This window comes from Acidisphaera sp. S103 (assembly GCF_009765975.1).
In the GTDB taxonomy this organism is placed as follows: Bacteria; Pseudomonadota; Alphaproteobacteria; order Acetobacterales; family Acetobacteraceae; genus Rhodopila.
Genome location: NZ_LMUJ01000054.1, coordinates 373,543 through 388,928 on the forward strand (window position 1 = coordinate 373,543; position 15,386 = coordinate 388,928).

The window sequence follows — 15,386 nt, forward strand, 5'->3', positions numbered from 1 at the left end:
GGCCGCGGCGAGAAGGATTGGCTGATGGAATGCGTCGGGTGCGGCTCAGCCGCCGTTTCAGAACGGAGCGAGCGCACCGCTCAGGGCTACCGCCGGTTCCGCTGTCGCCCTTGCGGCAAGCAGTTCAACGAGCGGAGTTCCGGCTCTCTGAACCGGACGCAGTACCCCAGTGACGTCATCGCCCTCGTTGTGCTCTGGCGTCTGCGATACAAGCTCGCCCTGCGCGATCTGCCGGAGATGTTCCTGATCCGCGGCATCGTATTCAGCCATGAAGCGGTTCGTGACTGGGAAGCCAAGCTCACGCCGGCGTTGGCTGAAAGTTTGCGGCGGCGCCGGCGCGGCAAGGCGGGCCGAAGCTGGTACGTCGATGAGACGTACATCAAGGTCCACGGGCACTGGCGCTACCTCTATCGTGCCATCGATCGGTCGGGCACGCTTGTCGATGTGATGTTCAGCGAGCACCGTGACATGGCGGCCGCGAAGGCGTTCTTCGAGTCGGCCAAGATGGTCACCGGCGTCACGCCCGCCCGTGTCACCACGGATGGGCACGACAGTTATCCGCGTGCGATCCGGACGGTGCTGGGCACAGGAGTGCGGCATCGCGACAATCAGTATCTCAACAACCGGTTGGAGCAGGATCATCGCGGTGTCAAAGGCCGCTACGGTCCGATGCGTGGGTTCAAGTGCCCGCGATCGGCCGGCCGATTTTGCCGCGCCTATGACGAGTTGCGCAACTTCCTCCGATCTCGCTCCCGAACCAATCAGAAAGTCTCCGCTGATTACCGGAGGTTCCACTTTCTCCGCCGCACCGCAACGGTTTTGAGCGTGTTGGAAGCCGCCTGAATAACCTCATCCCACAGCCGATGACGATTACTTGCTGGCACGAGCGCTGACAGAACCAACTATCACCCAAAACGCAGCATAACCGGCACGGCACGATGAATCTCGCCATCACGCCGTCTGCTCCAGGTTAACGTGACAATGCCGTAGCCAGGCATACGGCTCAACGCCGCAGGCACGGCATGTGAGCACCAGGCTATAGATCACGGCGCTCGCCTTGGCGCCTGCGACTGTGTCACTGAAGAGCCAGGATTTTCTTCCGGTTACAAAAGGTCTGATGTCGCGTTCGAGAACATTGTTATCGATTGGGGCGAGACCGTTGCCGGTGTAGCGTATTAGATAGTCCCACTGGTTTTGCGCATAAAAGATCGCCTTGCCGGTGAAGCTTCCGGGCAGGACCTTCGGCGCCAGGTCGTCGAGCCCATGTCTTGAAGGCGGCCAACACCGGCAGACTGTGCTGCTGTCGCAGACGCAACGTGTAATCGGCGCGTGTTTCGCCCTCGTTCGGCGTTTGCCGTGCCAGCCTCTCGACCTCGTATAAGGCCTCGAAGAACTTGAGCGCCTGCAGCGGAGGGCCGCCGGGTTTCATTCTCGCTTTCAGCGCGTCGGTGAACTTGCGTCGAGCATGTGCCATACAGCCAAGATGGATGGCGCCGTCCAGTGTGCGCCAGGCGTCATAGCCATCGCTCATCAACAGGCCGGGCGGTAGTTGCGCAGAAAGGCCTGTGGATGCTGCTGGCCGCGTCCGGGCTGGTAATCGAACATGACAATCGGTTGCTCGCTGTCCTGGCCGCTGCGGTAGGCCCACATGAAGGACTTGGCCTGTGCGTCCCGACCATCCTCCTTAAGGACCTGAACCCAGGTCTCGTCGCCGTGGAGCAGCGGCTGCGACCTGAGTTTTTGCTTCAGCGTTTCATACACCCGCTGCAAATGCAGATCAGCCGACCGGATCACCCAGTTGGCCAGTGCACCACGACTGATGCTGACGTTTGCGCGCGCCAGCGCCTGCTCCAAGCGATACAAAGGGGTCCCGTCCACGTATTTGTGGGCAAGCACGAGCGCGAGCGTGGATGGTGCGGCGAGACTGCCCGGCAACGGTTGTGCCGGCATTGGCGCGGTTACGATCGGCGTGTGCAGCGCGGTGCGCTCGCAATGGCGGCATGCATATTTGAACCGTGCATGCTGCAACACTGTCGCCTGCACCTCGATATGCAGCTGCTCGCTGACGGTCTCGCCCATCCGGTGCATCTGGTTCCGGCAACACGGACAAATCTTTTGATCTTCGGGCAGATCATACTCGACGCGCTCGCGTGGCAATCCTTCCGGCAGTGGCCTGCGGCCTCGCTTCTTCGGCTCCGGCTGCCCGGCGTCCGGCAACCCCGTATCGGCAACGGCAGCCGCCTCGGCATCATCGCTTTCCTCACCTTCGGCGGCGGCCTGCTCAGCTTCGTTGAAGATGCGCTCCTTGAGCGTCTCGTTCTCGGCCTTCAGCGCAGCGATCTCGGCCGCATGCGCCGCGATCAGCGCCCGCAATTTCTCCGTCGTGGCCGTACGATTCATCGAATCCTTGAATCGAAACCCACCCACCGTGTCCAGAACAATCTGCACCCTTCAACAAATTCGGCGCGGTATCACCCGGATGTCAGCCCACGCTGCGATACTGCCGTGCCGGGTGGCGTTGCATTGCCTCGATGTCGATGCCGTCGAGCAACCAATGCAACTGTTCGCTCGATAGCATCACCACTGGCTGCTTCGGCCCACGCGGCCAGGCAAAACGATCGGCCTCAAGCCGCTTCATCAGCAGCCAGAACCCTGAACGATCGTAAAACAAAAGCTGGACCCGATCGCGGCGTCGGTTACAGAAGGCAAACACCGCGCGGCCGAACGGATCCAGATGCATCGCCTGTTCGACCAGGATCACAAGGCCGTTGATACCCACTCGAAAGTCGATCGCCTCGCGATGCAGGTAAACCTGTCCATCAGCGGCCAGCCGGAACATCGCAGCGTCCCAAAGTTGCGATCATCGCCGACACCAACTCCACGTCCTGCCCGCTGCACTCAAGCCGCAGCGTGACGCCGTTGGGCATCTCCACCATCAACCTTGGCGCAGGCGGATCCGGCTGCCGCGCAGCCTTTGCCCGATGGGCTGGGTGTTGGAGCAGAGCCGGAGCTGGCGGTTCCGCCGGACCAGCCACATCGCACAGATCGACAACCGGCACGAACACTTCCGTCGCATGCTCGATCGCACCCGCCATCACGCCATTCCTTTGCTGTCGCTGGTGCTCAGCGACCCATTTGCGCAGGAGGTTCGCGTTCACGCCGTGCTGCAGCGCCAGGCTGGCCAGAGACACGTTAGGCTGCAGGCAGGCCTCGACCAGCCGTTGTTTGCTAGCTGGATCATATCGCCGCCGGCCGTTCCGCAACACGCCGACGACCTCAAGTCTCAAAGAGTTCGAAGGATCGCTCATCAATGGTGTCCACTTCATACATGGTGGACACCATCACTGTCCTATCTCGTCGCTACTTACTATGTGTCGGTAATTGAGCGCTTACACTGGAGTGGATGATCCGCTCCGGAGGGATGGAGGTCGTGCTGGCAGGCCTGCGCGCCGGCATGATCCGCTTCTCCTGGCCCCACGCCTAACCTGCCGGCCGTGATGATAGACCAGTTCGGCACCGTCACGATGGCGGTGCCGACAGGTCTATCTATCCGATCAGAACGCCTTGTTCGCCTCCGGCCGGTACTTGTTCGCTGGCACGAAGCGCGTCCGTTCGGCTGCCCGCGGCGCGCGGACCCAGACCTCTCGGTTCGGGTGCATGCCGCCGCCCCGCGTCGCCGGAACCGCCGTCTGCCGAGCGCGATGCAACAGGCGAGTGTCGGCGATGCCGCATTTCGGATGTGTGCCGCCGTTGGCGGCGACCTCACTCTCCCAGACCGCCTTGCGCTTTGCCAGTGTGGCGGGATCATTCAGCGCAGTGCAGTTCAGTGTGCTCGTGTTTAGATCGACCACGATCTCATCGCCGTTCTTGATGAACGCGATCGGTCCGCCCAGCGCGGCTTCCGGTCCGACATGCCCGATGACCAAGCCAACCGAGCCGCCGGAGAAGCGCGCATCCGTCATCAACCCGACGACGATGCCGCGTTCGCGACACAACGTCGTAATCCGCGACGTCGGATCCAGCATCTCCGGCATGCCCGGTGCTCCGCTCGGCCCCTCGTACCGGACGATGATCATGTCGTTGTTCTGGAAGCTTTCTGGCGTCCGGTCGAGCGCGTCGAGCAGGCCCTGCTCGCCCTCGAACACCCGCGCGATGCCGCGGAAGTTATTATTCTCAAGGCCGCCTTCGACGCCCGCTAGTTTCAGGATCGCCGAGAAATCCGGCGACAGGTTGCCACCCAATACGCGCAGGCCGCCGGTCGGCTTATAGGGCTTCTCGACCGTGCGGATCACCTCGCCGTCGGAGGCTTTGGCGCCGAGGCGGGCGACCTGGGCGCTGAGCGTCTCTCCCGTGCAAGTCATCATGTCGCCATTGAGCAGACCCGCTTCCAGCAGTTCGCGCACGATCACCTGCACGCCGCCGACCCGGTCGATATCGACCATCGAGTAGGTGCCATAGGGTCGGGCGTCCGTCAGCACCGGCACGACATCGCGCGAGAGGTGATTGAACTCCTCCGGCGTCATGATGTCCTTCCAGAAGTCTGCATAGCCGGCGGCGCGCGCGATTTCGGGTGCGTGCAGCGTGACATTGGTGGAACCGCCGATCGCCATCGCCACGATCACCGCGTTGCGGATCGAGTCACGCTTGACGATGTCGCGCGGGTTCAGGCCCTTTTCCATCATGTCAGCGAGGTAGCCGACCAACTCGTCGGCGAATTCTTTGACCCGGCGCGGATCGTCGGACGCCGGCGCGACCATGTGCAGCGGCTGCATGCCGACGACGCCGATGAACGTCTGCATCGTGTTGTAGGTGAACATGCCGCCGCAGCTTCCGATGCCCGGGCAGGCGTGGCACGCGATGTGATGGCGAAAGGCGTCGTCCGGGTTTCCGGCCACTTGGTACGCGCTGACGATGTCTAGCGGCTCTCCGGAGTTGGGGTCGATGCCGGGATGAATCGGGCCGTCCGACATGATGATCGCGGGCTGGTTGTGTTCCAGCAGCGCGGCGAGCGTGCCGACCGGCGGCTTGTCGCAGGCGACCACCGCGATGGTGCCGGCAAGGCCGGTGGCTTCCAGATGCTCGCACAGCGCGTCGTGCGTGACTTCGCGGCCGATCAGCGAGTAGCGCATTTCCCGCGTGCCGTTGCGGATGCCGTCCGAGGTGGCGATCGTGTATTCGGGCTGGACGAGACGCAGCTTGAGTAGACCGGGGGCCTGACCGATGCGGTTCCGGAGGCTTGCGTGGATCGCGTCCACCTTCGACATAACGCCAAGGTAGCACTGGCTGTCGCCCTTGGTTCCGACCACGCCGACCGAAGGATAATGGATCAGTTCGGGATCGGTGCCGAGCGCGTGCGCCAGGCCGATGGTCTGGGCCGAGCGGCCGGGATGGCGGTCGATAAGGACGGGCTTTGACTTTGTCACGAAGGCTTCCTTAAGGTGGCGTGTGCGGTGGGCTGAGCGTCAGGGAGTGCTGCGGTCACCCGATCGTCGGGAGAGGTCTATCGCTGCAATTGCGGTTTCGGTGCAAGCCGGGAACTTAGAGCGATTGCCCGGGCCTAACCAGATCGACGTCCCAAGACGTGGTAGTCGGCGGTGCATTGGGTGCTTTCGCCGGAGGCAATTCGCGCGGCGCGCGGGCGGGGTTTCTCCGTTGAAGTCTCACGCTGTATGGGCAATTGTCGGGGTCGAACCGAGGACTAAAGAACCCACAAGCGGCGCTTGTTGTCCACCGCCACTGGTCCGAGATTATGCGATGGACTTCGAAGCTACTCCGCCGCCAATGCCTGTTCGGCCTCGAAGCGAAAACCTTTGTAGCCTTCCCCCACCACTTCTTCACAGATCCTGCGGTATCTGCCGACGCCAGCGATATAGGGCATGAACAGCCGCGGCTTGCCCGGAATATTGGTGCCCATGTACCAGGAGTTCGCCTGCGGGAACAACGTTTTGTACGCCACTTCCTGCACATGATCGACCCACTCATCCTCGGCCGAATGTTCCGGCTCGATGACCGCGAGGCCTTGATCGCGCATATGGATGATGGTGTCGGCAACCAGGTCCACGTGCTGCTCGATCGAGGTAATCATATTGCTTTTCACCGAGGGGCTGCCGGGACCGGTGATCATGAACAGATTCGGGAAACTCTCCGTCATCAGGCCGAGGTAGGTGCGCGGGCCCGCCGCCCACTTGCTCTTCAGTTCCAGGCCAGCGCGGCCACGGATGTCCACATTGAACAGGGTGCCAGTCATGGCGTCGAAGCCAGTCGCGAAGACGATGGCATCCAATGTGAAACCGCGCCCGTTCACCATCAGCCCGTCCGGCGTCAGCCGCTCGATCGGTGTCTGGCTGATGTTCACCAAGTCGACGTTGTCACGGTTATAGGTCTCGAAATAACCACTATCGACGCATAGCCGCTTGGTTCCGATGGGATGGGTCTTCGGGCAGAGTAACTCCGCCGTCACCGGATCTTTCACCGTCTGGCGGATCTTGTCGCGGACGAACTCCGCCATCGTGTCGTTGGCTTCGCGGTTCGTCAAAATGTCGTTGAACGCGCCAAGGAAGCCGGAGCCGCCCATCCTCCAACGCTCCTCGTAGGTGGCGAGCCGCTCCTCTTCGCTCGCCTCCAACGCCGATTTGTCGTTGAGCTCACGCAATACGCCGTTCGGCATGTAGCGCATTTCCTCGCGCTTTTCAGCGTAGCCGCTTTTCCATGAGTTCGCGTAGTCCGCGGTCATCGGATGATTGCGCGAGGGGATGGTGAAATTCGCCTGCCGCTGGAAAACGGTCAGATGTGCGGCCTCTTCGGCGATCACCGGAATCGCCTGGATGGCGGAGGAGCCCGTGCCGATGACCGCCACCCGCAAACCAGCGAAGCTGACCGGCTCATGCGGCCAGCGGCCGGTGTGATAGGTCTTGCCAGTGTAGTCGGCCAAGCCCTCGAATTTGGGGATCTGCGCGGTCGAGATGCAGCCACCGGCCATCACAAAATGCCTGGCGCTGACCTTCTCTCCCGCACTGGTTTCGATTCTCCACAGTCGCAGACCCTCGTCGTAATGCGCGGCGCACACTTCGGTTTCAAAATCGATGTGCTCCCGCAGGCCAAAGCGGTCCGCAACATGATCGGCATAGGCGCGTATGTCGGCATGACCGGAGAACTTCTCCGGCCAATTCCATTCCTGTTGCAGCTTGTCGTCAAAGCCATAGGAATACTGCATGCTTTCCACGTCACAACGCGCGCCGGGATAGCGATTCCAGTACCAGGTACCTCCCACGCCGTCACCGCGTTCGAAACAGCGCGTGGAAAAGCCCTGTTTACGTAATTGGTGCAACAGATAGAGACCGGAGAAACCGGCTCCGACGATAACTACATCAACGCCCACATCGACGGATGAGGCTTTGATTGAGGATTTGGGCATGGGACGCTTCCTTGATCGATGGCCCGGACAACGTACCGGTGCTGGCCGCTGGTTCAGCCTCTTGGGGCTCTGGTTTCTCTCAGGCTGGCCACACCGATAGCGTCTGGTCAAGCGTCCTCTCGCTAAGCTGTCGCTCTACCATCGGCCGGCGCGGCCGCTTCAGCTCGGCCAATCACGACATCCTGGAGTATCATTGCGGCGCATTTCTCGCCGATCATGATTGAGGGTGCGTTCGTGTTACCGGCGATGATACTGGGCATGATCGACGCGTCGGCCACACGTAGTCCCGCGATGCCGTGCACGCGCAAACGAGGGTCCACCACCGCGTCCATCCCGTGGCCCATGCGGCAGGTGCCGACGGGATGGAAATTCGCCACGCCACGCTGACGGGTATCTTCCAGCCAGTCCGCATCAGATTGCACGACGGGGCCCGGCAGGATTTCTTCCACCACATAGGGTTTCAGCGCTGGTTGCGCGGCGATCTGGCGGCACAAATGCAGGCCGTAAAGGATGGCGGATTTATCGTACTCGGTGCGCAACTGATCGAAGCGAATGGCCGGTTGATCGGAGGCGTTCGGGGTTTTGATGCGCACGAATCCACGGCCTTCCGGACGCAGATGTACGGGGCTGAGGGTGAAGGCGGGGAACGGGTGCGGCACAATGCCGGTGCGCGTGCGCGATTCCGTGCTCCACATAGACATGTTGATTTGCAGATCGGGGTTTTCCAGCCGCTGATCGGAGCGGACGAAGGCGCCGGCATAGATGCCCGTGCCGGTCAGCGGGCCGGTGCGGGTAAAAACATAGCGGATGCCCGCGAGAATCTGACGGGTGGTGCTGTTGCCAATGTCGTTCAGGGTGATGGGTTGGTTAATGCGATAAGACAGATAGCTGTTGAAATGATCCTGCAAATTCTCCCCGACGCCGGCGATGTCGCGCACGACCTCAATCCCAAGATCGCGCAGCAGGTCCGCCGGACCGATGCCAGAGAGTTGCAGCAATTGCGGTGAACCGAAGGCGCCGCCGGAGACAACGATCTCCTTGGCGGCGCGCGCGATACGGCGCCCTCGTGGGGTGAGGTATTCGACGCCAACGGCCCGCGTGCCCTCGAAGACGATCCTTTGGGCGTGGGATTCGGTGGAGACAATCAGATTGGCACGTGATTTCGCTGGGCCCAAATAGGCGCGGGCCGAACTCCAGCGACGGCGGTTGTTCACCGTGAACTGGTAAAACCCGGTGCCTTCCTGGCGCGGGCCATTGAAATCGGGATTGTAAGGAATGCCTGTCTGCATGGCGGCTTCCAAACAGGCTTTCGCCAGCGGCCATTCATGCGGGATGTCGGTGACATGCAGCGGACCGCCGGAGCCATGCAATTCGTTGGCGCCACGTTCCTGGTTCTGCGCCTTCTTGAAAAATGGCAGGACGTTGTCCCAGTCCCAGCCCTCGCAGCCGCGCTGGCGCCAATCGTCGTAATCGGAGGCGGTACCACGCATGTAGACGGTGCCGTTGATCGAAGATGTGCCGCCGAGGACCTTACCGCGCGGCTGATAGAGCGTGCGATTGTTGAGATTGGGTTCGGGCTCTGATTCGAACATCCAATTCACTTTGGGATTGGTGTAGTTCTTCGTGTAGCCCAACGGAATATGGATCCACGGATTGGTGTCGCGCGGGCCGGCTTCCAGCAGCAGGACGCGGAACCGGCCGGACTCGCTGAGCCGTCCCGCGACGGCGCAGCCGGCCGAGCCCGCTCCGGTGACAATGTAGTCGTATGTATCCGCGTCCTCGGCCATCTCGATCCCCTGGTTTTTCTCAGCGCGGCGCCATTGAAGGCGGCGCGAGCGGAAAATGCCAGATGAGGGCGTTCAACCGGCACCAGTCACACTGCGGCGACACGTGCAGATCCACGACCTCAACGAGAACGAAGAGCTTGACGCGGTTGGTTCTCCTGTTCTGGCAGTCCGGTCGGTTCTGTTGCAGCTTTTCGCCGCGAGAGGGCCTAGGTACAAACCATGCCATGGAGAAACAGCGACAAGCGGCTCAGGTGCGGCAGGATCAATCCTTCAAGGGGCGGCAGTTTGCCGCTGAGGTGATCCTTCGGGCAGTCCGGTGGTATCTGATGTTCCCCGTCAGTTATCGCGATCTCGAGCTAATGCTGCTGGACCGCGGCGTTGAGGTCGATCACACCACCATCTTTCGGTGGATCCAGGCTTATGCGGCCGAACTGGAAAAGCGCATCCTGCCGCACCTGCGCAGGAGCAATGGCTCCTGGCGGGTAGATGAGACCTATGTGAAAGTCAAAGGCCGCTGGATGTATCTGTATCGAGCGGTGGACAGCCGCGGCCAAACCATCGACTTCCTGCTGTCGGCCAAGCGGGACGCTGAGGCGGCAAAACGGTTCTTCCGCAAGGCGTTGGCGCAGCCGCACACAGTGAACCCGCGCACCATCACGGAGGACAAGAATGCGGCCTATCCGAAGGCGGCCGCGGAGCTGAAGAGGACGGTGAAGTCTGGCGCTGGTCACGGCTACGACAGGTCAAATACCTGAACAACATCATCGAGCAAGACCATCGAAACGTGAAACGACTGACCTCTCCAGGATTTGGCTTTGGCAGCTCCTGGACGGCTCGACGAACGCTGGCAGGCTACGAGGCGATGGCAATGATCAGGAAGGGGCAGGTTCGGGATATCGGTGGTCGCGACATCAAGGATCAGGCGCGGTTCATCGCCTCGCTGTTCGAGGTTGCTGCTTGACGGGTGCGCGGGCGCTCCATGGGGCGCTGTTGCACGGATCGGGCGATGAGCTGGCTTGGTCGTAGCCAATGGCCCAGTCAAGCGAGGCGAAAGGAGACTGGCTTGGCGATGCGGATCATGCGGTTGAGGGTATGGACGGCGATAGCGACTTCGCCGCCCTGGCCGTAGTCTGAACGCACGCGCAGCGTCGAGCCAACGGTGTGCTTGTAGCGTCCGATCGCCGTCTCAACGAGACGACGGCGGCCGTAACTGGTCGTTTTCTGCCAGGCCATGCGGCCCTTCTCCGCAATGAGCTGGACATGACGGTCGCGGATCGTCTGGAAGTCGTAACGACCGACGACGACCGCGGCGGGATGACGACTTCGACCGGCGGATCGTGCTGGCGGGCAGCAGCCTCTTGATAAACCGCCTCGCCGTCATAGGCGCCGTCGGCAATAACGCTGACGATCCGTCCTTCCACTGTCGCCAGCAAGGCCGAAACCTGTGTGATGTCGCCGGCATCCTTGTCTGTCAGGACGTGCGCCACGATCTCACCCGTTTCGGCATCGACAGCCAGATGCGGCTTGCGCCACCGTCTCGGCTTGCGGCCATGCTTCTCGGTCTCCCACTCGCCTTGACCGAAGACCTGCAGGCCCGTGCTGTCCAGCACGACGTGAACAGGTCTGTCATGGCGGGCAGCACGCGGCTGGCGTCCGGCGAAGCCGTGGCCACGCCGGCTGAGGGTCGAATGGTCGGGCACGGCGATCTGCAACCCCAGCAATCGCAGAACCGAGCGAATGAAGCCTTCGGCCTGGCGCAGTGCCAGATGGAAGACGAGCCGCAATGTCAGCACCACCTCGATGGCGATGTCGGCATAGATCGGTTGGCCGCCCCGACTGGTTCGACGCGGCGCTTGCCATCCTGATAGCGCTGTTTCGTACAGCCAGAAGGTCAGATCACCCCGCCGCCGCAGGCCAGCTTCGTAGGCCGGCCAGTTTGTAATCCGACGCCGTGCCTTCGGAATGTGATGACGGCGCGAGGTTGTTGTGCTTGAACGGCATCTCGCACCCCTAATCGCACCTTTGTCGACCCGCCATCCTCCGATCCACGCACCAACGCCGACGGGACGGGCTAAGCGGCAGAGCGGGCCACGCTGGTCCGGTCATCGGGGTACTGTGTCGCTCCGCAAAGGTACAACGTTATCTGCGCGCCCGTGTCGAAGTGCGCGAACGCCTGCGCGGGCAGTTCCGCGCGGCCGTCGGTCCAGCGCAGGTTGCAGTCGGCCTCGTGGGCATGGAAGCCCACCGCCAGCCGTTCATCGTTGGCATCGAGCAGCATGAACCTTGCACCTTGCTGCACCGTCACGCGCCGCAGCGCCACCCCCAGCGACCGCGGGTCGCGGGCGATCCCGAACTCCGACGGCACGATCTCGCGGGATGCGATCACCACGTTGCCGGGGTTGGGTGGCACGCAGAAGACATACACCGACCCTCGCTGTTCCACGGCATCCACACGCGTGCCATCCACAAGCAAATGCAGATCGGGATCGTCGGTTAGCGGGAGCAGATCGCGTGGTCCCGCCCGGTCCAACAACCTCCGCCAAATGGCATCGACGATGGGGCCGCCGGTCAGCACCGGGGCATAGGGTTGCTGTGGGGGCAGGCCCCATCCCGAACGGGCATTCTGGAACAGCCAGCGGTTGCCGTCATCGCGGAAACTTTCCGCCGGCGCGCCGTTGGCGATCAGCACGTCATGGCTGTCCAGTTCGACGTGGTAAATTTCCACTTCCTGGGCTCGGTCGTCCCACAGGATCGTGCGGTGATTGATCAGGAATTCCACCGGGATCAGCACGTCATCGATGTAGAGCGAATGCGCCTTGGTGACGTGCAGGTCGCGGTTCGGCACGTTGTCGGCCAGGGCGTCCTTGCGCACGATCACCGGGGTGGCGGCGGTGCGGCGGCCTCGGGTGGCGAGCACCTTGCCGTTGCCGATCCAGATGACCGCGCGCGGCCCGTTATGCGCGGTCAGCACCAGGTCGCCGATCGCCAGATTCTGCACCGGCACTTCGCCGGCCGGTGTGCCGATCCGCGTGCCGGCCGCGAAGCAGACGACGAGGTTGGTGCCGCCGTTGCCGTCGGGCCCGATGGTCGGGGACGTGGCGGCCGTCAACGGGAATGACCCGCCGGTGAAGGTGACTTCGCCGTCGGTGTCGCTGACCGAAGCCGGGTTGATGCCGGCCAGGTCGATCGTGTCGCCAGCGGCGAAGCCGGTGACGGCACCGGCCGCGCTGTCCGGGGCGCCGAGCAGCAGGGATGCACCGGAGCCGGCGAAGACGATGGTCTCGGTGCTGGCGATGGTGCCGGTCACGTCCAGCGTGCTGCCGGCCTGGATGGTGAACGAGCCAGTGCCGGTCAGGCTGGCGATCGTCATGCTGCTCGGGTCGAGGACGATCGCGCCGTCGTTGATGAGAGCCGCCGCGCCGGACAGCGTGGCGTCCGACAGCATCAGGGTGCCGGCGTTGGTGATCGTCTCGCCGCTGGCCAGCGTATTGCTGCCGGTCAAGGTCCACTGCGCGCCGGCGTCCACCGCGATCTGGGCGAAGTTGATGAACTGTGTGCCCAGGCCCGACAGCGTGCCGGCGGAGGCATCGGCGGCCAGTTCCAGCGTGCTGACGTGCGCGGCGCCGATGGCGTTGCCGCCGTTCACCTGGCCGGAGAACATCGCACCCGGGTCGATGACCAGCCGGCTCGCGTAGCCGGTGGAAAGCTTTACGGCGTCAATGTTGCCGATGATGGCGCCGGCATTCACCACGGTGATAGGACCGGCCAGGCCGAGAATTCCGTAACCCCCGCTGATCGTGCCACCGGTTTGGTTGGTGACGCTGCCGCCGCCGTCGAGACGAATCCCGTATTGTCCCGCAATGCTGCCGGCGTTCACCACGGTCAGGGCACCAAACTCGCTGATAATCCCGTAACTGTTTCCGACGATTGAACCGCTGCTTTGGTTGGTGATGCTGCAATCAACATTGAGGTAAATGCCGGAGGACACTCCCGTGATGCTGCCGGCATTCACCACGGTCACGCCGCCGGCCTGGCTGAAAATCCCGTAATACCCGCTGATCGTGCCGCCGCTTTGGTTGGTGACACTGCCCCCGCCCGTCAAGAGAATGCCCCTGCTGAAGATCCCGTTGAAGGCCCCATACTCGCCGGCGATCACGCCCGCATTGACGACAGTGGCTGCTCCACCGGGCGCCCCATAGATTGCTGCTTGATCCGACGCGACGACCGTTCCGGTCGAAGCGTTTGAGAGCACGCCCCCCGCCGCCAGCGCCAGCGTTTCAATGAGGGTCCCGGCATTGGTCAGGGTGACGCCTGAGGAGACGATGTCGCTACCGGCCAGAATCCATTGCGCTCCGGCGTCTACCGTGACCTGCGCGAAATCGACGAACTGGGTGCCCAGCCCCGACAGCGTGCCGACAGAACCGGCGGAGGCCAGTTCCAGCGTGCTGACATACGCCGCCCCGATCGTGTTGCCGCCGGTCACCGCGCCGGAAAACACCGCACCCGGACCGATGACCAGCCGGTTGGTGTAACCGGCGGCGAACCGCACCGCGTCACTGCCGCCGATGATGGTGCCGGCGTTCACGACGGTCACGGCTCTATAATTGCCGTAGATCCCGAATCCCGAACCGCTGATCGTGCCGCCACTTTGGTTGGTGACGCTGCCGTCAGCGAAGAGGTAAATACCGGTGCGGCCTCCCGTGATGTTGCCGGCATTCACCACATTCACCACGGTGTGGCCCCCGTCGTAAATCCCGAATCCCGAACCGCTGATCACGCCGCCACGTTGGTTGGTGATGTTGCCGCCGGCGGTGAGGTAAATGCCGTAGCCGGCGGACCCCGCGATGCTGCCGGCATTCACCACGGTCCCGTCGGTAAGCCTGCCCTTAATCCCGTTATGCCCGCTGATCACGCCGCCGCTTTGGTTGGTGAGGCTGTCGCCGGCTTGGAGGTAAACGCCAGCACTGGACCCCGTGATGCTGCCGGCGTTCACTACGGTCAGGCCTTGATAGGTTAGCTGAAGGCCGCCGGTCAGCAGGCCGGTCTGGGTGATGGTCGTCGGATTGTCGATCGCCGCGCCGAGCGTAACGAGCGTGGTGTAGGTCCCGGCTATCGTATTGGTCATCGGTCAATCCTTTTGCCATGCCGTCGGACGGCATGACCGAGCATCTATGGCGACCCACGTTCCCCGGAGCCTGGGGTCGGCGTATTTCTGGCCAGCGGGCATTAGCCGAACCAGATCCATGACATCACGACGCGCCGGGATCCGCATGAATGATCCCATGTCGTGACCGATACAGATGGATGACTTGACCGTCAAGGAGAATAGTATATATAGCAATATTATTTGATAAGCCAAAATAATGACTCGTGCAATGTAGTATAATGTCGTCGAACGGTGGCCAGGATGCTGGCCCGATCCAACCGGCAAAAGTCCCATCCGGGTTAGGCGCAGCGAGCCGCGTGGGAACGAACATCGCGGTAACTCGGGTCCGAAGCGGACCCCGTGAAACCTGCATCACGCCGATCCATGACAATGCCAGCCCGATACGTTATCGCCTCATTCCGGCTTCGATCTCGGCTGCGCGCCCGCTGCCATTTTTGGGCGACTCAACCGAGGGGCACAGGGAAAGCGAGATGCTCAAGGTCGCGAGGGCTTACCGACGTTGTGTTCCCCCACATTCTGGACGGTCTTAAATAGGAATGGCGCACCTGACCTTGCTCGAACCTGTGACATTCGGCTTCGGTAGGCAACGGTCGATCCGGGTGGTTTGACGTGGAACGGCTCTCTCGACCAAGTCGCAAGGATCGCCACTTCGCGGGCCCCAGAATTGAGCCTGCGGTGCGGCGCAAGGGCGCGTTGGCTCCGAAATCTCAGTCGCGGCGGCGGGTCTTGATTCAACATGAAGATTTTTATTGATTTCCGGAAATTGCCGATTCCCTCGCGATTCGCTGTGTGTTTAGAATCGGCTCATGTAGCAGCAGGCACGGCACCGAACGTCCTGGCGAAGGAGTTTTCTCAGCGCATTGGACCTGTTGGCGCAGGCCACCGCACGGCTGCACGTTGGCGTGCCTGACCCAGTTTTGAGGGTTCTGTCGCAAATTTGGCCGACCGGTCCGGCTGATGCACGTTTGGCGGCGACGGTTTCAGCGGCGAGCATGTGATGATCGAGTTCAAGGGCAGT

At 62.4% G+C, this 15,386-nt stretch carries 8 protein-coding genes and 3 pseudogenes; 2 read left to right on the forward strand and 9 right to left on the reverse strand.

Annotated elements, in window-relative coordinates:
• Nucleotides 1-24: 24 nt before the first annotated feature.
• Complete coding sequence (locus tag GSQ89_RS18025; protein WP_158927669.1) at nucleotides 25-843, forward strand: IS6 family transposase; 819 nt, start codon at nucleotides 25-27, stop codon at nucleotides 841-843.
• Between the two features lie 108 nt (nucleotides 844-951).
• Here the strand turns inward: GSQ89_RS18025 and tnpC are convergent.
• The 6 genes and pseudogenes from tnpC to GSQ89_RS18055 form a co-directional block, all read right to left on the reverse strand.
• A pseudogene (tnpC, locus tag GSQ89_RS39275) lies at nucleotides 952-2,400 on the reverse strand (IS66 family transposase).
• A gap of 82 nt (nucleotides 2,401-2,482) precedes the next feature.
• Nucleotides 2,483-2,839, reverse strand: coding sequence for an IS66 family insertion sequence element accessory protein TnpB (tnpB, locus tag GSQ89_RS18035; RefSeq protein WP_158927671.1), 357 nt, complete (start codon nucleotides 2,837-2,839; stop codon nucleotides 2,483-2,485).
• A complete protein-coding gene (tnpA, locus tag GSQ89_RS18040; protein ID WP_158927673.1) occupies nucleotides 2,820-3,308 on the reverse strand; it encodes an IS66-like element accessory protein TnpA in 489 nt (162 codons plus the stop codon). The genes tnpB and tnpA overlap by 20 nt, the downstream gene beginning before the upstream one ends.
• A 246-nt stretch (nucleotides 3,309-3,554) precedes the next feature.
• Nucleotides 3,555-5,423, reverse strand: coding sequence for a dihydroxy-acid dehydratase (locus GSQ89_RS18045; RefSeq protein WP_158927675.1), 1,869 nt, complete (start codon nucleotides 5,421-5,423; stop codon nucleotides 3,555-3,557).
• A gap of 344 nt (nucleotides 5,424-5,767) precedes the next feature.
• Nucleotides 5,768-7,414, reverse strand: a complete 1,647-nt coding sequence (locus tag GSQ89_RS18050) for an NAD(P)/FAD-dependent oxidoreductase (RefSeq protein ID WP_158927677.1) — start codon at nucleotides 7,412-7,414, stop codon at nucleotides 5,768-5,770.
• A 122-nt stretch (nucleotides 7,415-7,536) separates the two neighbouring features.
• Nucleotides 7,537-9,201 carry a GMC family oxidoreductase gene (locus GSQ89_RS18055; protein ID WP_158927679.1) on the reverse strand — a complete coding sequence of 555 codons (1,665 nt, stop codon included), beginning with the start codon at nucleotides 9,199-9,201 and terminating at the stop codon, nucleotides 7,537-7,539.
• 251 nt (nucleotides 9,202-9,452) lie between these two features.
• Here GSQ89_RS18055 and GSQ89_RS18060 point away from each other — a divergent pair.
• Nucleotides 9,453-10,162 (forward strand): annotated as a pseudogene (locus GSQ89_RS18060) (IS6 family transposase).
• A gap of 77 nt (nucleotides 10,163-10,239) precedes the next feature.
• Here the strand turns inward: GSQ89_RS18060 and GSQ89_RS18065 are convergent.
• The 3 genes and pseudogenes from GSQ89_RS18065 to GSQ89_RS38545 form a co-directional block, all read right to left on the reverse strand.
• Nucleotides 10,240-11,202, reverse strand: a pseudogene (locus tag GSQ89_RS18065) (IS5 family transposase).
• A 70-nt stretch (nucleotides 11,203-11,272) separates the two neighbouring features.
• Nucleotides 11,273-14,326 (reverse strand): Hint domain-containing protein, encoded by a 3,054-nt coding sequence (locus GSQ89_RS18070; RefSeq protein ID WP_158927681.1) that lies wholly within the window; start codon nucleotides 14,324-14,326, stop codon nucleotides 11,273-11,275.
• An 835-nt stretch (nucleotides 14,327-15,161) separates the two neighbouring features.
• Nucleotides 15,162-15,386 (reverse strand): hypothetical protein (locus tag GSQ89_RS38545; RefSeq protein WP_216856239.1); only part of this gene is annotated, 225 nt, incomplete at its 5' end.

Bases quoted from the DNA above. Each gene is read 5' to 3' on its own strand.
- GSQ89_RS18025 (WP_158927669.1), top strand. From the start codon at position 25: ATGGAATGCGTCGGGTGCGGCTCAGCCGCCGTTTCAGAACGGAGCGAG.
- tnpB (WP_158927671.1), bottom strand. From the start codon at position 2,839: ATGTTCCGGCTGGCCGCTGATGGACAGGTTTACCTGCATCGCGAGGCG.
- tnpA (WP_158927673.1), bottom strand. From the start codon at position 3,308: ATGAGCGATCCTTCGAACTCTTTGAGACTTGAGGTCGTCGGCGTGTTG.
- GSQ89_RS18050 (WP_158927677.1), bottom strand. From the start codon at position 7,414: ATGCCCAAATCCTCAATCAAAGCCTCATCCGTCGATGTGGGCGTTGAT.
- GSQ89_RS18055 (WP_158927679.1), bottom strand. From the start codon at position 9,201: ATGGCCGAGGACGCGGATACATACGACTACATTGTCACCGGAGCGGGC.
- GSQ89_RS18070 (WP_158927681.1), bottom strand. From the start codon at position 14,326: ATGACCAATACGATAGCCGGGACCTACACCACGCTCGTTACGCTCGGC.